At 35.6% G+C, this 19,874-nt stretch carries 18 protein-coding genes; 3 read left to right on the forward strand and 15 right to left on the reverse strand.

Features of this window, described 5'->3' with window-relative positions; genetic code table 11:
• Positions 1-43 precede the first annotated feature (43 nt).
• The 6 genes from CALHY_RS07430 to CALHY_RS07455 all read right to left on the reverse strand — a co-directional run bounded on the left by CALHY_RS07430 (position 44) and on the right by CALHY_RS07455 (position 6,683).
• Positions 44-3,466, reverse strand: a complete 3,423-nt coding sequence (locus tag CALHY_RS07430) for a DNA polymerase III subunit alpha (RefSeq protein WP_013403352.1) — start codon at positions 3,464-3,466, stop codon at positions 44-46.
• A 31-nt stretch (positions 3,467-3,497) separates the two neighbouring features.
• Positions 3,498-4,568, reverse strand: a complete 1,071-nt coding sequence (locus CALHY_RS07435) for an HD-GYP domain-containing protein (RefSeq protein ID WP_013403353.1) — start codon at positions 4,566-4,568, stop codon at positions 3,498-3,500.
• A complete protein-coding gene (locus CALHY_RS07440) occupies positions 4,549-5,148 on the reverse strand; it encodes a 5-formyltetrahydrofolate cyclo-ligase (RefSeq protein WP_013403354.1) in 600 nt (199 codons plus the stop codon). Before CALHY_RS07440 ends, CALHY_RS07435 begins: the two co-directional genes overlap by 20 nt.
• Positions 5,149-5,253: 105 nt before the next feature.
• Entirely contained in the window at positions 5,254-5,430 is a 177-nt protein-coding gene (gene rpmF, locus CALHY_RS07445) for a 50S ribosomal protein L32 (protein ID WP_013403355.1), read from the reverse strand.
• Positions 5,431-5,436: 6 nt separating this feature from the next.
• Entirely contained in the window at positions 5,437-5,958 is a 522-nt protein-coding gene (locus tag CALHY_RS07450; RefSeq protein ID WP_013403356.1) for a YceD family protein, read from the reverse strand.
• 65 nt (positions 5,959-6,023) lie between these two features.
• The gene (locus CALHY_RS07455) at positions 6,024-6,683 is read right to left on the reverse strand and encodes a helix-hairpin-helix domain-containing protein (RefSeq protein WP_013403357.1); all 660 of its coding nucleotides are present in this window, start codon (positions 6,681-6,683) and stop codon (positions 6,024-6,026) included.
• A gap of 149 nt (positions 6,684-6,832) precedes the next feature.
• Between CALHY_RS07455 and CALHY_RS07460 the strand changes: the two genes are divergently transcribed.
• Positions 6,833-8,188, forward strand: coding sequence for a D-alanyl-D-alanine carboxypeptidase family protein (locus CALHY_RS07460; RefSeq protein WP_013403358.1), 1,356 nt, complete (start codon positions 6,833-6,835; stop codon positions 8,186-8,188).
• Between the two features lie 28 nt (positions 8,189-8,216).
• On the opposite strand, the gene leuS is transcribed toward CALHY_RS07460, so the two are convergent.
• Genes leuS through nadD form a run of 5 tightly spaced genes read right to left on the reverse strand, consistent with a single transcriptional unit; the run spans position 8,217 to position 13,445 of the window.
• Positions 8,217-10,670 (reverse strand): leucine--tRNA ligase, encoded by a 2,454-nt coding sequence (gene leuS, locus CALHY_RS07465; protein ID WP_013403359.1) that lies wholly within the window; start codon positions 10,668-10,670, stop codon positions 8,217-8,219.
• A gap of 46 nt (positions 10,671-10,716) precedes the next feature.
• Positions 10,717-11,049: a ribosome silencing factor gene (gene rsfS, locus CALHY_RS07470; RefSeq protein ID WP_013403360.1), complete on the reverse strand. Its 333-nt coding sequence runs from the start codon at positions 11,047-11,049 to the stop codon at positions 10,717-10,719.
• A 22-nt stretch (positions 11,050-11,071) separates the two neighbouring features.
• Complete coding sequence (locus CALHY_RS07475; protein ID WP_013403361.1) at positions 11,072-12,283, reverse strand: LCP family protein; 1,212 nt, start codon at positions 12,281-12,283, stop codon at positions 11,072-11,074.
• Complete coding sequence (yqeK, locus tag CALHY_RS07480; RefSeq protein ID WP_013403362.1) at positions 12,280-12,858, reverse strand: bis(5'-nucleosyl)-tetraphosphatase (symmetrical) YqeK; 579 nt, start codon at positions 12,856-12,858, stop codon at positions 12,280-12,282. The genes CALHY_RS07475 and yqeK overlap by 4 nt, the downstream gene beginning before the upstream one ends.
• On the reverse strand, positions 12,855-13,445 hold the full coding sequence (nadD, locus tag CALHY_RS07485) for a nicotinate (nicotinamide) nucleotide adenylyltransferase (RefSeq protein ID WP_013403363.1): 591 nt from the start codon (positions 13,443-13,445) through the stop codon (positions 12,855-12,857). The genes yqeK and nadD overlap by 4 nt, the downstream gene beginning before the upstream one ends.
• Positions 13,446-13,602: 157 nt before the next feature.
• Between nadD and CALHY_RS07490 the strand changes: the two genes are divergently transcribed.
• Positions 13,603-14,820, forward strand: a complete 1,218-nt coding sequence (locus tag CALHY_RS07490; RefSeq protein WP_013403364.1) for an argininosuccinate synthase — start codon at positions 13,603-13,605, stop codon at positions 14,818-14,820.
• On the forward strand, positions 14,807-16,195 hold the full coding sequence (gene argH / locus CALHY_RS07495) for an argininosuccinate lyase (protein ID WP_013403365.1): 1,389 nt from the start codon (positions 14,807-14,809) through the stop codon (positions 16,193-16,195). Before CALHY_RS07490 ends, argH begins: the two co-directional genes overlap by 14 nt.
• Positions 16,196-16,320: 125 nt before the next feature.
• On the opposite strand, the gene CALHY_RS07500 is transcribed toward argH, so the two are convergent.
• The 4 genes from CALHY_RS07500 to CALHY_RS07515 form a co-directional block, all read right to left on the reverse strand.
• Entirely contained in the window at positions 16,321-16,923 is a 603-nt protein-coding gene (locus tag CALHY_RS07500; protein ID WP_013403366.1) for a 50S ribosomal protein L25/general stress protein Ctc, read from the reverse strand.
• 49 nt (positions 16,924-16,972) lie between these two features.
• A complete protein-coding gene (locus CALHY_RS07505) occupies positions 16,973-17,911 on the reverse strand; it encodes a YesL family protein (protein WP_013403367.1) in 939 nt (312 codons plus the stop codon).
• 14 nt (positions 17,912-17,925) lie between these two features.
• Positions 17,926-18,432 carry a CarD family transcriptional regulator gene (locus CALHY_RS07510; protein ID WP_013403368.1) on the reverse strand — a complete coding sequence of 169 codons (507 nt, stop codon included), beginning with the start codon at positions 18,430-18,432 and terminating at the stop codon, positions 17,926-17,928.
• An 82-nt stretch (positions 18,433-18,514) separates the two neighbouring features.
• Positions 18,515-19,852, reverse strand: a complete 1,338-nt coding sequence (locus CALHY_RS07515) for an LCP family protein (RefSeq protein ID WP_013403369.1) — start codon at positions 19,850-19,852, stop codon at positions 18,515-18,517.
• Positions 19,853-19,874 lie beyond the last annotated feature (22 nt).

Genomic DNA, 19,874 nt, shown 5'->3' on the forward strand with positions numbered 1-19,874 from the left:
AATCTCACCTCTTTTCAAATATTATAACAAAACGGTCTAAAAATCAAGAATCTATATCTTCTATCCAAACATTTTCCTCGCCAAACCACTCTTTGAGCTGTTCAATCACAGTAGGATTTATTTCTATGCACAAGTTTGACTTGGAAATTAGCCTTTTTTGGTTATAATAAAGAACTATCTTAGACTTTCCTGCAAAGAACTTTACAAATGCTAAGAACTTTTTTGACTTTAATATTGTATCATCACTTACCCTTATTGCAATGGCTTTTTCGCCACTTCCTTGACCTTCCTGATGCTTGTCATTGCCCAGCCTGTCTACTTTTTGAGCAATAACTTTTACCCCTTCGTCCTCTCTGAATGTTGCCTTTGCCTCCATTATCACAATCATATCTTCCTTTATCAAATGAGAATACTTCTCATAAACGGTCGGGAAAAACAACACCTCAACAGAGTCTGTCAAATCCTCTAACTTTGCAAATGCCATTGTCTGGTTGTTCTTTGTAAGTTTTACTTTTACCTCTTTTAATATTCCACACACAAGTATTTGTTCAAACTTGTATTCATCTTCTTCAGACATAGCAGATATCTCAGAGAGAGGAGTTACATTGTATTTTGAAATTTCCTCTGTATACCTTTCAAGTGGATGACTGCTTATATATATTCCAATCGTATCCTTTTCCATTTTCATGAGTTCCTGAGCAGTTGGTTGAGGCATATTTTTGTATTCAAAACTTTCATTTTCGTTACCGGATATCTCAAAAAAACTAAACTGATTTGCATTCTTCTTTTTAGCTTGTTTTATCACAAGAATATCTTCTACTGAAGCTAAAAGCGAATTTCTGTTGATACCTGTAAAGTCAAATGCACCCGAGCGTATCAAATTTTCAATAATCCTTTTGTTTACAGTATTTGTGTCAACCCTCATTATAAAATCATACAAATCCTTAAATTCCCCTTTTTCCTCTCTCTCTTTTAAGATGTGGGCAATGACGTTCTCTCCCAAGCTTTTTATAGCTCTCAGTCCAAATCTTATACTATTTCCTTCAATTGTAAAGTCATAACTACTTTTGTTTATATCAGGCGGCAAAATAGATATTCCAAATTTTCTGCACTCTTCAATATACATTCCAACCTTCTCATTCGAGTTCATAACACTTGTAATTAAGCTTGTCATAAACTCGATGGTATAATACTTTTTCAAATATGCTGTCTGATATGCTAATATAGCATATGCAGCAGCATGTGATTTGTTAAATGCATAACTTGCAAAATCTTCTATAATGGCAAAAATCTTTTCAGCTGTTTCTTTATCTATTCCATTTGCCATAGCTCCTTCAATGAATCTGTCCTTTTCTTCCATCAGTATATCGGCTTTTTTCTTTGCCATTGCTCTTCTCACAAGGTCAGCTCTCCCAAGCGAGTACCCAGCTAGTGTTCTGAAAATTTGCATAACTTGTTCTTGATACACAATACATCCATAGGTGACATTCAAAATTGGTTCAAGGCTGGGATGGAGGTATTCAATTTTCTCTCTGTTATTCTTGTTCTGGATATAAACTGGAATCTGGTCCATTGGTCCAGGTCTAAATAGGGATATTCCTGCAATAATATCCTCCAAGTTTTCAGGTTTTAGCTCTCTCATAAACTGTTTCATGCCACTGCTTTCAAGCTGGAACACACCGTTTGTGTTTCCTTCTGATATAAACTCATAAACATTTTTGTCATTATAGTCTATCCTATCTAAATCAATCTCTATGCCTCTATTTTTCTTCACAAGCTCCAACGTATTTTGAATGACAGTGAGTGTTCTCAAACCAAGAAAATCCATCTTCAAAAGTCCAAGTTCTTCTAAAGTTGTCATTGGAAACTGAGTAACAATAGCATCATCAGTCCTTGCCAACGGCACCAAATCTGTAATTGGACAACTTGAAATCACAACACCGGCAGCATGAACAGATGCATGTCTTGGCATACCTTCAAGATTTCTTGCTGTATCAATTATTCTTCTTACCGTATCATTTTGTTCATAAATCTTTTTAAGGTCATGGTTTATCTCAAGTGCCTTGTCAATGGTCATCCCGGGAGAAAACGGAACCATCTTTGCAATCTCATCCACCTGAGAATATGGAACTCCCAGAACCCTTCCAACATCTCTGATTGAAGCCCTTGCTGCCATTGTTCCAAATGTTATTATCTGACTTACTCTGTCCTCGCCATATTTGCGAGTGACATAGTCAATCACTTCCTGTCTTCTTTGATAACAAAAGTCGATGTCTATGTCGGGCATAGAAACTCTTTCTGGATTTAGAAATCTCTCAAAAAGAAGGTCATACTTTATTGGGTCAACATTTGTAATACCCAGACAATATGCCACAATACTTCCCGCTGCAGAACCTCTACCAGGACCTACCATTATGTTGTTTTGTTTAGCATAGTTTATAAAGTCCTGAACTATTAAAAAATATTCAACAAATCCCATATCTTTTATCACTTGAAGCTCCATCATAAGCCTGTCATATGCAGCTTTGTCATCATTTTTATATCTTTTTTTGAATCCTTCTAAAGCCAACTCTTTAAGGTATTCAAATGCGTCATTTTTGCCTTCTGGCAGTTGAAATTTCGGAAGGTTAATCTTACCAAACTCAAACTCAACATTACATTTTTCAGCAATCTCCAATGTATTTTTCAGTGCTTCTGGAATGTAACCAAAAAGCTGTTGCATCTCTTCGGGTGACTTGAGATAAAATTCATCAGTTGGAAACTCCATGCGGTTAGAGTCACTTATAGTTTTTCCTGTTTGAATGCAAAGTAATATATCATGAAGGTTTCTATCTTCTCTCCTCAAATAATGAACATCATTTGTTGCCACAAGCGGGATTTGATATTTTTTTGATAGCCTCATAAGTTCATTATTTACAAATCTTTGCTCATCAATGTAATGATATTGAAGTTCAAAGTAAAAGTTCTCTCCAAACACCTCTTTATAAAAACTAATTGCATCATACAGTTTTTCCTTTTGCTCTCTCAAAATTAGCTTGGGAATCTCCCCCGCAAGACAACTTGTAAGTGCCACAAGCCCTTTTGAATACTTGCTCAAAACTTCTCTGTCAACCCTTGGTTTATAGTAAAATCCTTCAACAAATCCAATTGAAACTATCTTGGAAAGATTTCTGTAGCCATCATTGTCCATAGCAAGAAGGACAAGGTGGTGGATATCATTATCGATATTTGGTTCTTTATCAAAGCGAGTCCGTGGAGCTAAATATACCTCACATCCAATTATAGGTTTGATGCCATTTTCCTTGGCAGCTTTATAAAAATCTATAACACCATACATTGCTCCATGGTCAGTTATTGCCACAGCATTCATATTTAGCTCTTTTACCCTTTCAAAAAGCCTATCAATCCTACAAGCTCCGTCCAACAAACTATACTCAGTATGAAGGTGAAGATGAACAAAACTCATTTCTCTTTTGCACCTTTCTTCTTTCCTGGTTTTATATCTCTAAATCATCTAACACATCAACAATATAATAGTGGAAATTCAAAGCCAAATCTATATCCTTGCGAAATGCAAGCCTTTTACCTTCGCTATCATAAAAAATTCTAACAATTGGTCTGGATGGAAACTTGGGATTGTTGTGCACAACTATTCCTTTTTCTCGAGTATTTAGTACAACCGGTGTTCCAATTTGAAAAAGAGAAATAAATGTGACAAACTTGGAAACGATATAACTATCAAAATGTGTTGAACATGAATTTAGCAGATATTCAATTGCCATGTGAGGTTTTAATCGCTTTCTAAATTCTCTGTCACTAACTAAAGCGTCAAACACATCTGCCACAGCTACAATTTTAGCCATTTGCGGAATTTCATCTCTGGTTTTGCCAAACGGATAACCACTGCCATCTAATCTTTCGTGATGGAAAAGTGCAATCTCTGCAACATTCTGTTCAAATTTGTACTCAGAGCTCAAGATATCATATCCAACAATTGTGTGCATCTTTATCATCTCATATTCCTTTTCCTGAAGAGGTCCTCTCTTGCTCAAAATATTTTTGGGAATTTTTATCTTACCAATATCATGAAGTAAAGTGCCCATACCAAGTACCATGAGTTTATCAAAATCATATCCCAGCTTTATCCCAATCAGAATTGAGAGCACTGTTGTGTTGAGTGAATGAAAAAGTGTGTAGTTCCCAACTGTGCGTATATCACATAGGTTTAAAATAATCTCTTTTTGGTTTAAGAGAGAAGAAATTATTTTGCTAACAAGCTCCTTAATTTCCGGAGTAATCTCTTGAGTATTTATATATTTTGATGAAAAAACATCATTTACAATCTCAAATGCTTCTTCTTTTATCTCTTTGGTTATAACATCCTCTATGTAAATCTCGGTATTGTCATCTACAATGTAAATGTCATAAACTCCAAATTCTTTTAACCTTTTTATAACACTATTTGTGAGTTTCTGACCACTTGCAATCAAAACCTTTCCATCTTCACTGTATATGTCCCGTGCAAGCACCATACCCTCTTTTGCATTTTTAAGTAGTATCCTTCTCATCATATTCTCCCCTATATGCATTTTTTTTCAACAAGACAAGCCTGTCAGTCACAATTACATCAAGCTTTACGTCATGCTCCTCTGCTTTGATTCTTTTTACCTTTTGAAAATGGTAAGCAACCCCAACTTTTATACAATGCGGGCCTACATCTTTCAAAAACCTATCATAGTAACCTTTGCCAAACCCCACCCTGTTTAAATCCTTGTCAAACGCAACAATGGGTACAATACAGACATCTATTTGTGATGGAGGTATCTGCTGTGTGCTTGACGGCTCTAAGATACCAAGCTTATTTCTGTGAAGTTTATTCTCTCTTTTATACTCACATGCCACCATTTCTGCACTATTTACAACTCTGGGTACATACACCTTTTTATTTTTTTTGATAAGATATTCCATAATTTTTTTGGTATCAACTTCATATGGAAGGCTCATGTAAATGAAGATGGTTTGAAACTCAAAGGTTGAAAGAAGTTTTTTTAGGTTTCTGTATACCAATATATCAAGATATAACTTTCTCCTTGGTTCAACTAATTTTCGCCTGATTCCTATAACCTTTCTTATTTTTCGTTTGACCAGTTTTTATCACCCTTTTCTATTAATTTATCACTTTTTTATTACAATTGAAATACCTTTTATGGACTCAAAGTAAAATAGCCCTGAAAATAAATCAGGGCTATTTTGTTAGTCTTGGTTTACAACTTTTCTATTTCTATAATACCCGCAATTTGGACATACCCTGTGAGGAAGTTTCATCTCATGACACTGTGGACACTCTGTAAGATTTGGAATTTCCAATTTCCAATTTGCTCTATGTTTATGTGTTCTTTGTTTTGACCATCTTCTTTTTGGTTGTGCCATTTCCTTTCACACCTCCTTTTTCTCATCTGTGTCCAGTTGATTGATAAGGGTTTTTAAAATGCTCAGTCTCGGGTCAATATCATCTTTTTCACATGAACATGAGCTCACATTTAGGTTTGTTCCACACACAGGACAAAGCCCCTTGCAGTCTTCCCTGCACAGGTACTTCATCGGCAGATACAGAACAATTGTTGCAACTATGCTATCATCAAATTCAATGACATCATCTTCAAACCTAATTACTTCATCATCTGTAGTATTTTCTCTATTGGAGTACTCTTCATAAAAAGGAACATCAACTTCAACATAAGCATCATCTGTACATCTGTAACATATAGTTTTTAGTTTTGTTTTGACATTGCCACTGACCTCAATTAAATTTCCCTTCTTTGTAGCTACTCCATAAAAATAGACAGGTTCAACAAAAAATAAAATATCACCTCTAAATTCGAGCTTTTCCCAAGATTCACAAAATTCAAACTCTTCAGAGTCACCATTTGTTTTTAATTTTGACACATCTAATCTCATCTTTACAGTCACCTCGTATCATAACGGTTGTATTATAAACTTTTATTTGAGTTTTGTCAATTGATTTATTTCACTGTGATGGAATCCTTAATACTCTCGAATATCTTCTCCCCGATACCGTTCACGTTTTTTATCTCCTCAATACTTTTAAATGGACCATGCTTTTGTCTATATTCTATTATCCTTTCAGCAAGTTTATCACCAATTCTATCAAGAGTTTTCAACTCCTCCTTTGTGGCAGTATTGATGTTTATTTTTCCTTCACCTGCAGACACAGTCTCTTGTGCTGTCCCACCTGTAGAAGAAGACAAACTACTTTGCGACTGCACTTCGCCCATCTTTGGAATATAAATCTTTTGCCCATCAGAAATTTTCTCGGCAAGATTAATTGAATTCAGGTCACTTCCAGGCAAAGCTCCACCCGCCAAAATCAAGGCATCGTTTATTCTGCTGCCTGGCAAAAGCTCATAAACTCCTGGATTTTTTACGTTTCCGCACACATAGACAACATATTTTTGCTGAGAATCTTGGATATTTGTCTCAGCTGTTTTTCTACCTTCATTGTTCGTAATGTCATTGTCGCCTTCTTGTGACTCAAGGGTAACCACTTCTCCGGTGCTTTTGTCCGAAAAACTATTGTGTGTAAAATACTGGTATATATTGAGCATAAGAAGTACAGCAATAATCACAATCATAACCTTTTCTCTTTTTGTAAATGCAGGCATTTTATTTCACCTTCTTTTTTTGATTGTAGTACTTGACAGGAGAATAAAAAGTTTTGCCAGAAGTCCAGCAATTGACATAAAAGCTGGTCATAATATATACTTATTTTATCACATGCAAACAAAACTTTTAAAGGCGGTGACAGTATTTAATGTCTCAGTTTCTAAAAAAGGTAGTCTTATATCTAATTATCTCAGCACTTTTTTTTGCAATACTTTTTACATACCCCTTGTATACATACTCACAGCAAGAGTCCACAGACAAACTTGGCTTGAGCGCAAAGTCAGCCATTTTAGTTGAAGCACATACGGGGCAGATTTTATTTGAAAAAAATCCGAATTTAATATGCTTTCCTGCAAGCACTACGAAGGTTCTCACAGCACTTGTTGCTATATCATATGAACATGATCTTAACAAGATATTTAAAGTTTCTTCAAAAGCCACAATGATTGAACCAGGAAGTAGCAGTTATTATTTGAATCCAGGTGAGACTATATCTTTCCAGGACCTCCTTTATGCAATGCTTTTGATATCTGCAAATGACGCAGCTAACGTGATTGCTGAAAATATAGCAGGTAGTATCCCCGAATTTGTTGAGAAAATGAACGAATACGCAAAAAGTATTGGTGCCGAGAATTCTCATTTTGTAAATCCAAATGGACTTCATTCGCCACAGCACTATACAACTGCTTATGATTTGAGCCTTATTGCAAGACAGGCTTATCAAAATGAAATATTAAGAAAGATATTTTCTACAGTTGAATATAGAATAACAACTGCTTCAATGCATAAAAAACCTGAGTGGCAGATAATTTATAATATAAACAAGCTTTTGCGAAAAAACTCTAAATATTATTACCCATATGCAACAGGAATAAAAACAGGGTATACAGCCCAGGCAAAAAGATGCTTAATTGCCTCTGCTAAAAAAGACGACATAGAACTTATTGCTGTTATTCTCTCTTCTGAAGATGCTTTTTCAGACGCAATTAAGCTGTTTAATTACGGCTTTAACAACTTTAAAAGAGAGAAACTTTTTTCAGAGAATCAAATTGTCGGAAAGGTATTAATAGACAAAACAAACCATAAATGGCTGGATGGGTATCTCAAAACCCCTGTTTATGTCCTTCAAAATGTTTATTCTCCAGCAGAATCTGATTTAACATACACTGTAGACTTTTTAAAGGACCTGAAAATCCCAATATACAAGGACACAGTAATCGGGAATGTGTATGTGTACAGCAAGGGATATCTCATCAGTTCCATTCCTGTTCTTTCATATGAAAGCTATGAAATGCAAACTTCAAAGAAAATTTTACAGAATGTAAAAAAGGGATTGATAAAGGGTACTAAAGTAGTGATAGAAATCTTGGCAGGAGTTATTTTGTGTGTGTTACTATTTACAATAATAACTATAATTAGGTTTAAGCGTAAAAAAATGAGACTAAAACTCAGGTCGACAAAAACAATAGATTTTTCAACACTACAAAACAGAAGATTAAAATAAAGAGGGCACAACTTAAATGCCCTCTTTATTATCTCACTACAATGTTAACAAGTCTATTTTTCACATACACAAACTTAACTATTTCCTTCCCATTCAAAAGCGCTTTAAGTTTCTGGTCATTGATAACTGCCTGTTTCACTTCTTCTTCTGTCATATCCACAGAGATGTTCATCCTTGACCTTACCTTGCCATTTATCTGAATAGCAATCTCTACGTTCTTTCGAACAAGAGCAGCTTCATCGTACTGCGGCCAACTTACCTCTTCAATGTCCTCACCAAACCCCATAATCTCCCATAGCTCACATGCAATGTGAGGTGTAAATGGATAAATCAATATTAATAAATTCCTGAGTGTATCTATAATTAAATCTTTATTTAATTTTCCATTCTCCTTATACTCATACAAGAAATTTAAAAGTTCCATGATAGTACTGATAGCAGTGTTAAAGTTGAACCTCTCTCCTATATCCTCTGTGACCTTTTTAATTGTATAATTTAATCTATATCTTAGTTCATCGTCAAGTTCAGACTCACCAATAAGATTATCATCTGCAAGTTTGTTTTTAAGTTCTATATAAAGTCTCCACAGCCTATTTAAAAACCTAAAACATCCCTCAACCCCTTGGTCTGACCACTCTAAATCTCTCTCTGGCGGTGCAGCAAAGAGTATAAACAGCCTTGCTGTGTCAGCTCCATACTTTTCTACTATGTCTTCAGGACTGACTATATTTCCAAGCGATTTTGACATCTTTGCTCCATCTTTTAACACCATGCCTTGCGTCAAGAGGTTCTTGAAAGGCTCTTCAAAAGGTACATAGCCAAGGTCATATAGCACCTTTGTAAAGAACCTCGAATACAGAAGATGCAATATAGCGTGTTCAACCCCGCCAATATACTGGTCAACAGGAAGCCAGTAAGAAACAAGCGATTTTTCGAAAGGTTTTTGATCATTTTTGGGGTCTGTGTATCTAAAATAATACCACGAGGAACATATAAATGTGTCCATTGTATCAGTTTCTCTCTTTGCAGGCTTCCCGCACTTTGGACATGTAGTGTTGACAAACTCTTCACAGTAAGAAAGTGGTGACTGGCCTGTTGGTTTGAACTCAACATTGTAAGGTAGCAAAACAGGCAAATCTTCCTCAGGTACAGGAACAACCCCACATTCATCACAATATACAATAGGAATTGGAGCTCCCCAATAACGCTGCCTGGATATTAACCAGTCTCTGAGTTTATACGTTACACATGCCCTGCCAACACCTTTTTGTTCCAGGTACTGTGTTATCTTTTTCATGGCCTCTGTGTTTTTAAGCCCATCAAAAATTCCAGAATTAATCAAAACACCTTCGTCTTCATAAGCATTTTGAAAATTTTCGATGTCAACACCCTCACCTTTTATTACAACTTTAATAGGAAGATTATATTTTTTTGCAAACTCAAAGTCCCTCTGGTCATGGGCTGGAACACCCATCACAGCCCCTGTTCCATAATCAACCAGCACATAATTTGCAATGTATATTGGCACTCTTTCACCTGTTAGAGGATGAATAGCATATCCACCCGTAAACCTTCCTTCTTTTTCTGTTTCTGTAGAAGTTCTTTCAATCTCATTTAGATATTGCATCTTTTCGATAAACTCAAGACACTCTCTCTCTTGAGGTTTTCCTGCTATTATCTCCTTTGTTAAAGGATGTTCTGGAGCCAAAACAAGGTATGTGACACCAAAAAGGGTATCAGGTCTTGTTGTGAATACTTTTATCTTTTTATTCAGTCCTTCAATTTCAAACTCAATCTCTGCACCTTCACTTCTTCCTATCCAGTTTTTCTGCATTATCTTTACCTTTTCTGGCCAGCCATCAAGCTTTTCTATATCACGAAGAAGTCTTTCTGCATAGTTGGTAATTCTGAAAAACCACTGCTCTAAATCTTTTTTACCAACAAGTGATTTACATCTTTCACATCTACCATTTACAACCTGTTCATTTGCAAGCACTGTCTCACATGATGGACACCAGTTCACATATGACCTCTTTCTATAAGCAAGTCCAGCTTTATAAAACTGCAAGAACATCCACTGAGTCCATTTATAATAATCTGGATGACATGTGGCTACTTCTCTATCCCAATCATAGCTAATTCCAAGTTCCATAAGCTGCCTTTTCATATTCTCAATGTTTGACCATGTCCAGTCAGAAGGATGAATTCCATGCTTTATAGCAGCATTTTCAGCGGGAAGACCAAACGCATCCCAACCCATCGGATGCAAAACGTTGTAGCCCTTTAACCTCATAAAACGTGCAAATACATCACCAATCGAATAGTTCCTAACATGTCCCATATGAAGTTTTCCTGAAGGATATGGAAACATCTCAAGGACATAATATTTTGGTTTTGGACTGTCCTCTGATACTTTGTATTTGTTCTGTGAAAACCATTTTTGCTGCCATTTCTTTTCAATTTCTTTAAAATTATATTCCATTTCTCATACCCCCATTGATTTTTTCATTTGAATCAGTTAGTTATTACTACAATGCTGCAATCTCAACCTTTTGAGCATCTATCCACAATCGTTCAAGGTTATAAAATTCTCTCTCTTTTTCGTGGAAGATATGAAGAATTATATCACCAAAATCTATAACAACCCACCTGAAACTTTCTTTTCCTTCAACTCTCAATATATGCACTGGTTCTTTTTCCTCTATTTCATCTACAATTGCTTTCACGTGCTGAACATTTGATGCACTGCATATAATAAAATAGTCAGCTATTATGGTTAGCTTTGAAATGTCCAAAACCACTATATCCTGAGCTTTTTTGTCAGATAGGAGTTTTACAATCTCATATATTTTTTGTTCCAATTTGCTTTTTTCACCCCTTTTTTTATTTTACTTTAATATAAATATCATACTTTTCCTCATAGTCTGGTGAATAAACCACCTGAAAAGTTGAAAGGTCAATGTCATTTCTTAATTGCTCAAGATATTTTCTGTTAATTCTCTTTAGCTCAATTGTAGAATTTTGAATACTCTTTTGACTTCCCAACCCCACATTTACATATCCTCTTGACTCAAGCTCACTTTTAAGCAAAGCTGCCTTTTCGCTACCACTTTCTCCTATCACTTTTATTCTGATATTCTCCTTTATTATCTCTGGCTCATTTAAATCTTCAACAAGCTGTTTGCATTTCTCTTCATCCAATATATAGTAAGAAACATTATCAATATACTTAGGATAGCCCGGTAGTACAGCTGTCATTATATTTTGGCTACTGAATTTACCTGCATTTTGGACAAACCAAATCATCTCATTTCTTGTAAAATTGTGGTCCACGTACTTTGTAGCTGTTTGGATAATACTTGGAAGTTTTATAAGGTTTTGTGGTTTTAATACCTTTTCAATCAAAGCAAACACAAATTTTTTCTGCATCTCAATTCTACCCAAATCTCCGCCTCTGCCATACTCTTTGCCGTTTGAATTGTGTCGCCAGCGCAAAAACTCAACTGCCTTTTCCCCATCCAAATGTTGAAGACCTGCAGGGATATCTATAAAAAGCTCTTTGCCCGGTGTTGTATCTTTGTAATATAAATGAAAAGGAACTTCAACATCCACTCCACCAACTGCGTCAACAATTTTTTTGACCGCTTCATAATTTAGGGCAACATATCTGTCAATTTTTACGCCCAGAAGATCTTCTACAGTTTTTATGGCCAGCTTTGACTTGCCATAGGCATATGCAGCATTGATTTTTGAATATCCTCTTATACCCTCTATCTTTACTCTTGTATCCCTTGGAATAGAAATAATAACTGGTTGGAAATCTTTCTGGATACGGACAAGCATTATGGTGTCTGACCTTCCACCTTCTTTTTCATCTCCTCCAAGAACCAAAATGTTCATTGGCAAATTATTCTCAAGCCCGTTTGTCTCAGTATTTGTAACCTTTTCAATGAGACTATTTATTATTGGCGGAAGTGCCTTTGTATTTTTATAATACAAAGCTGTTGCAACAATGAGCAAAAATATAACTGCTACAGTAGCCAAAAAAGATGCCAAAAACATTTTTGCTTCTTTCTTGATTCGTATCTTCTTCACCTTACTTCCCCGCTTTCTCGTAATATAAGCCAATTTCTTGCATAAATAGTATTGGGATGTATTAATCCACCACGGTCAATTACATACTTTAAAGTATTATCCATAGCCATCACAACTGCTTTTTCTAAATCTTCAAACGATTTTTCCCTCAGTTTTTCTACCTGTTCAAATTGTCTTGAAGGCTCAATCAAATCTGCTACATATATTATCTTTTCTAACTTTGACATATTTTCTCTTCCAGTTGTATGATATGCAATAGCATTTAAGATGTCAACATCTTCTATTCCAAAGAGCTTTCTTGCCAAATAACTTCCAGCAGGACCGTGTAAAAGCTCTATTTGACTTCGCATAATGTTATCTATAACTATACCAGATTTCAAGGCACAATTCAACAACTGCTGCTTATCAAGGCACTTTGCAACATCATGAACAAGACCTGCAATCATTGCTTTTTGTACATCTTCGCCAAACCTTTCAGCAAGCTTTACTGCACACTCCATTGTTCCAATCGAATGCACGTACCTTTTCTCATCCAAAAGTTCTTTTAATTTATCTTTAATCTGTTCAATTTTCACCTTTTGTAAAGCCCCTTTCTCTTAATATATTCTTCCACCTTTGGATGAACCATATATCTTATACTTTTGTTCTGGCGAATTAGTTTTCTTATCTCTGTTGAAGATATATCAACAATAGGCATCTGAATCAAAGTAATCTCTTGAGCATATTTAGAAGAAAGCTTTTCTATTTCCTTTTTTATCGCACACAAATCTCTTTCTCGTGGAAGAACAATAAGAGGGTATCTTCTTAAAATCTCTTCTGCCTTGTACCACTTCACTATCTCTGAAAGATTGTCGCTTCCAATAATAAAATATACTCTTTCATAAATAGATGAAAAATACTCAAGCGTATCTATCGTCCAGCTTGGTCCACTTTTTTTGATTTCAAAGTCGCTTATATCAAAATATGGATTATCTTCTATTGAAAGCTTAACCATTTCAAACCTGTCGCTCGCATCTGCTACATCTTCAATCTTGTGCGGAGGATGTCCATTGGGGACAAATATAACCTTTTGCACTTGCGAAAAATTCAAAACATACTGAGCCATAATTAGATGTCCAATGTGAATGGGATTAAAAGTACCACCAAACAAAGCTACCTTCATTCACAGACTCCTTGAAAAATTCTTCATATCTAAGATATTATAATAAAATAAATCCCTTTAAATCTCAAGAAAATTTAAGTTAGCTCATTGCATAATTATTCATTTAGGTGTATAATTTTATAAAACCAATTAAATCATGTGAGGGGAGATAAAGAAAATGAAACTGAACAAAGTGGTCTTGGCATATTCAGGTGGACTTGATACCTCAGTCATTATTCCCTGGCTTAAAGAAAACTTTGACTGTGAAGTAATTGCCGTGGTTGTTGATGTAGGACAGGAAGATGACTTTGAAGCCATAAAAGAAAAAGCTTACAAGACGGGTGCTTCAAAAGTTTACATCGAAGATGCCAAAGAAGAGTTTGTGAATGAATATATATTCCCCACTTTGAAAGCTGGAGCTATATATGAAGGAAAATATCTGCTTGGAACATCAATGGCAAGACCTTTAATTGCCAAGAAACTGGTCAATATCGCGAAAAAAGAAAACGCTGATGCAATAGCGCACGGTGCAACAGGAAAAGGAAACGACCAGGTAAGATTTGAAGTGACAATTAAAGCGCTTATGCCACAAATAAAGATAATAGCTCCTTGGCGAATTTGGAATTTAAAATCGCGCGAGGATGAGCTCAATTATCTTGCCCAAAAAGGAATTGATATTCCTTTTAAAAAAGAAGAAAGTTACAGCATGGACGGGAACATATGGCATCTTTCTCATGAAGGGCTTGACTTAGAAGACCCATGGAACATGCCTGACTTTGATAAGGTATTAAAGATTACAAAAAATCCTCTTAAACTTGCTGACTCTCCAGAGACTGTGGAGATTGAATTTGAAAAAGGAATTCCTGTGAAGGTAAACGGTCAGCAAATGAATGGAGTTGAACTTTTGAAAACTTTGAACAAAATAGGGGCAAATCATGGAATTGGCATTGCGGACATAGTTGAAAACAGGCTTGTTGGAATGAAATCGCGCGGCGTGTATGAAACCCCTGGCGGAACAATTCTTTATTATGCTCACAGGGAATTGGAATACCTCTGCCTTGACAGAGCTACTTTGCATTTTAAAGACATGGTTGCAATTAGATTTGCTGAACTTGTTTATGATGGGCTTTGGTTTTCACCGTTAAGAGAAGCACTTTCAGCATTTGTTGACAAAACCCAAGAGGTTGTAAATGGCACAGTAAAACTCGTGCTGTACAGAGGTAATATTTACTCTGCTGGTTCAAAATCACCAAATTCGCTATATATCAAAGACCTTGCAACCTTTGAAGAAGACCAGATGTACAATCAAAAGGATGCGGAAGGATTTATAAACCTGTTTGGCTTGCCTTTGAAGGTATTTGGAATGGTGAACAGAAAGGAGGATGAGGAGAATTAAGCTCTGGGAAGGCAGGTTCTCAAAGTCTACAGCGCAGATTTTTGACCTTTTTAATGCTTCTATCATGACTGATATAAAACTCTTTGAATACGACATTCTTGGGTCTGTTGCCCACGTTAAAATGCTTGCAAAGTGCAATATTATCCTTGAGGATGAGGCAAAACTTATCATAGATAGTCTCTATCAAATATTAGAAGACTTTAAATCAGGTAAAATCGAATTTGAAATTTCTGATGAAGATGTCCACATGCTGATTGAAAAAGAGCTCATAAAGAGAATAGGAGAAGTTGGCAAAAAGGTTCACACAGCCAGAAGCAGAAATGACCAAGTTGCTCTTGATGAGAGATTATTTTGTCGTGAAAAGAATTTGTATCTTCAAGAACTGATAAAAACGCTAATAAACACCATTGTAAACTTAGCCGAAGAAAATATTGATGTAATTATGCCAGGGTTTACTCATCTGCAAAAGGCTCAGCCCATACTTTTTTCTCATTATATTCTTGCATATGCTCAAATGCTAAAAAGAGATTTGTTAAGACTAAGACAAAACTACAGCATGACAAATTACAGCCCGCTTGGCAGTGCTGCTTTGGCAGGAACCACATTTGAAATAGACAGATTTTTTGTGGCAAGTGAACTTGGTTTTGAAAGCGTGACAGAAAACAGTATCGACACTGTCTCTGACAGGGATTTCATCCTTGAAATGTTATTTTTACTTGCCATGATTCAGATGCATTTGTCACGACTTGCAGAAGATTTTATCATTTTCAATACTGATGAATTTAAATTTATTGAACTTGACGATAGTTTCTGTTCAGGCAGTAGCATCATGCCTCAAAAGAAAAATCCTGACGCTTTAGAGCTAATACGTGGCAAAACAGGAAGAGTATATGCAAACTTGATTGGACTTTTAACAGTACTAAAGGGTCTGCCTCTTTCATACAACAAGGATTTGCAGGAGGACAAAGAATTTTTATTTGATTCAATTGAAACAGTAGAAATGAGTTTAGTAATAATAAATGAAATACTCAAAACTCTCAAAATTAACAAAGAAAACATGGAGCGTTCTTGCAAATCTGGATTTATCAATGCAACAGACCTTGCAGATTACTTGGTGACAAAAGGAATAGCTTTTAGAGATGCCCACTTTATTGTGGGAAACATTGTAAAGTACTGTATTGAAAGCGGCAAAACATTAGAAGACTTATCGTTAGAGGAATATAAAAGATTCAGTGAGAAGATTCAAGAGGATGTATGTCAATTTATAAAGATTGAAACCTGCGTAAACCGGAGAAAAAGCTATGGCGGAACTTCGCTGGAGAGTGTAAGAAAACAAATTGATAATCTAAAGGAATTTTTGAATAAATTAAAGTAATATATTTAATTTGACATTGAAACAAATTACAATAAAAAAGAAAGGTGGTACATTTTGTTTGTTGTTGCCACCTTTCTCTTTTTGTAATTTCATATAGGTCACATTTTTTAATCTTTTCTGGGTGACTATGCATTTGAAGAAGTCTCTTCTTTTTTCTCCTCTACCTCTGGCTCTTCTGTAATCTCGCTTACATCAATTACTGCAACAACTTCATCTAAATCTTCTGTTATTTTGATTCCCTCTGGAAGTTTTATATCTCTCAACTTTATAGCTGTAGGCTTTTCATAGCCCATCAAGTCAATTACCAAATGCTCTGGAATATCCTTAGGAAGCCCTTCTATCTCTACTGTGTCCATCTGTCTTTGCAGCACAAGTCCTCTTGACTTCAAAATCTCTGCGTTTTCAAATATAATTGGCACCTCAACATAGATAGGCTTGTTTTCGGAAAGTATCTGAAAATCCACATGAATTATATTCCCTTTTGTATAATGGGTCTGAACCTCTTTTATAAGAGCAGTTCTCTCTTTCCCATCAATTGAAATCTTTATTTTACCAGCCAAACCTTTTTGATGATATAATTTTTCAAACTCCTTTTTAGAAACATATCCAGGAAGGCTCTTTATGTCATCACCATACGCAACAGCAGGGATATATCCTTCTTTTCTGAGTCTATTTAAATTGCTCTTTGTAAATACGTCCCTTCTGTTGTAGACAAGTACTGGTTCCATAAAGAAGCAACCTCCCTTCGCATATTAAATTTTCGCGCAGTATTATATATTATACACTATCTTTGCTGTTGCTGTCATCATCTTTGCCGGAAGAAAGTTCAGTATTTTCTTGACTTTCAAGCTGTTCTTCAGATTCCTTTTGAGGATTGAGATATATCCCGAAGATGTAGTTTGTGTAGAAATTCTGGGCAAGCCCAATTATGCTCACCCATATTAAAGGATAAAGAAGCAGCACTGGTATAAATCGTGTCACAAATAAAAGTAGGAAAGGAATTAGCCATACTGTTACTAATAACAAAAACATTCCAATAGTATGAGGAAGTTTTAAAATGGTGAAGATAAAAGCATTTTTATAAATGTGTCTCACTTTCAGGTTGTATGTTACCATCATAGGGTAGATATATATATGCATCATGAAATAGATAAAAAGTGTAAATATCAAAAAGTACTTTATAATTCCTACACTGGGATATTTAAGACTTTGAACTGAATAAAATCGTATAGCTACAGAAAATATCCACAACACCAACAAATCTGTTATAAAACTTGTTATTCCTTCTTTGAGGTTCTTTTTTGTATGTTCAAAAAAATCACTTGTAACCCACGCATGTTCTTCCCTTGCAAAGTTCCTCACAATATACGTAAAACCTGCAGTTGTTGGTCCTATACCAAACACCATAAACCCACTTAAAAGTGTCAAGCCAAAAGCTGTCATCAAAAAACCTTGCAGCGATTGAATATCTTTTATGTTTCCAGCTCCCTTTGTTGCAGATTGGATAATAGGATAAATATAATCACCAATAACAAAATAAAGTAATATTAGTATCGGCAACGAAACAAGAAAATACAAGATATTTAGCCAAGACAGTTTCCAAAACTTTCTCGCAAGTACTTCAAAAAACACTATAAACTTTGATTTTGGAGGCTCGTTTTCCGGCACACCCGGCCCAGGCTTTGTATAATCAAAGAATCCAAAAAATCCTGCCACCAAAAACTTCCCCCTTACTCTGCCGTCTCAAGCTCAAATAAAATACTATCAACCATCCTCTCAACTTCTTCAATGGCAAGACCTTTCGCAAGTCCAAGCTCACTTACTAAAATCTGTTTTGCCGTGTTGAACATCATCTTTTCGTTTGTCGAAAGTCCTTTTACCTTTTCTCTCATTGCAAGCATCTTTAAAACTTCTACAACGCAGTAAATATTTCCGCTCTTTAGCTTTTGCTGATTTTCTCTTATTCGCTTGTTATAATTTCCGCAGCCATTTATGTCAACCTTAAAACTGTTGTCTTTCAAAAGTTCAAATACCCTGTTTGCTTCCTCTTCTGAAATAACATTCCGGATGCCAATCTCTGATGCGCTTTTGACAGGCACCAGTACCTTCATTCCATTGTACAATATCTTTACCACATAATATTTCTGAACACTATCGAAAACCTTCTCCTCAACTATCTCAACTATCCTACCTGCTCCATGCAAAGGGTGTATTATAGTATCTCCCACCTTATACATTCTTTGCCACCCCATGCTATCTTACAATAACTTTACATAAATAAAGTATATCCAATTTAAAAACTTTTGTCAAAAATTCTTCCTACCTGACCTCACTATAAACATTTGTATTTACATCTGAGTCTGTAGAGGGTGAAGAATCACTTTGGACTGATGAAGTCTGACCTTGATTTTTGTACAAGCTATCTTGAGTATTTTCGGGTGGCAAAGTTTGCTGACTTTCCAGTGCTTGCGAAGATTGCTGAGCCTTAGCAGTAGTATCCCCAGTTGAAGGATTATCTGAATTTTGTGCAGGCAAGGAAGTATCAATTGAACTACTTTGCTGAACTTGTCCTTCTGTTGTTTTCTGGTGTTCTTGGTCTGCAACCTGTGAATTTTTCTTCACAGTTTTTTGGGAAGAATTACTGGTTTTATGTTTTACAATCCGCGGTACATATTTAAATCTTTCAGGAAGCTGAAGGTCTATTTCAATGTCATAGCCAAGTAGGTCCTTTACAAGCTTTTTTATCCCTTCATAATCTGGTTTCCAGTAGCTCACTCCCGCATAGTTAAAATAAGTGCCAGGAATACTCTCAAATACCATGTCTTCTTTATTCATGCTCTGGGCAAAATAAGCAAGCGATGTTATCTGCTGAAGAGAAAGATTGGTAAAAAAGTGTTTTCTTATCTTCCAATATATTTCTGGCAGTTTTATTATCTTATTACTTTCTTTAAGCTGCTGAAAAACCGAAAGAATTAGCTCTTTATCTCTTTTTATCCTGTCTATGTCACCACCAGGAGTTTTTCTCCAAAGAGCGTAATAAAGAGTTTCTATGCCATTCAGTTTCTGATACCCCGGTTTTAAATCAATGTCCACCCACTTTGTCTTTACCCTCACTGGCACCTCAACATTGACATAAACACCACCCAATATGTTTACAACCTTTCTTATAGCATCAAGGTCAAATCCAACGTAATAATCCACCGGCATCCCGCCCAAGAGCTTACTCACAGTTTCCATTGTATATATAAAACCTTCTTTTTTCTCTCCTCCTCCATAACCAAATGCACTGTTAATCTTATCCCATTTTTCAACTTTGTATATTTGTGTAAGTGTGTCTCTTGGAATAGAAATTCCTCTAACCTTTTTATCTTTGAAGTTAATGTTTATAAACAAAATTGTGTCTGTTCGGTGCATATCGTACACTGTTCTATTGCTTGCCTTGTCAAGTCCAACAATCAAGATGTTCACACTACTGTCATCAAAAGGATACTTTAAAGAGGAGATTTTTGATGTTTGCGTTTTTTTTGTGAAAACCTTCTCAATATGTTTTGCATCAATAACAAAAACCTTGTAAATGTACCCACCCACAGCTACACTTATAAGCAAAATCGAAGCTATAATTGAAAGCACAATTTTTTTATTTCTTGCCCTGTTCATACCAGTCTTGTTTCTCCTTCCC

The sequence above is a fragment of the Caldicellulosiruptor hydrothermalis 108 genome, from assembly GCF_000166355.1.
GTDB lineage: Bacteria > Bacillota > Thermoanaerobacteria > Caldicellulosiruptorales > Caldicellulosiruptoraceae > Caldicellulosiruptor > Caldicellulosiruptor hydrothermalis.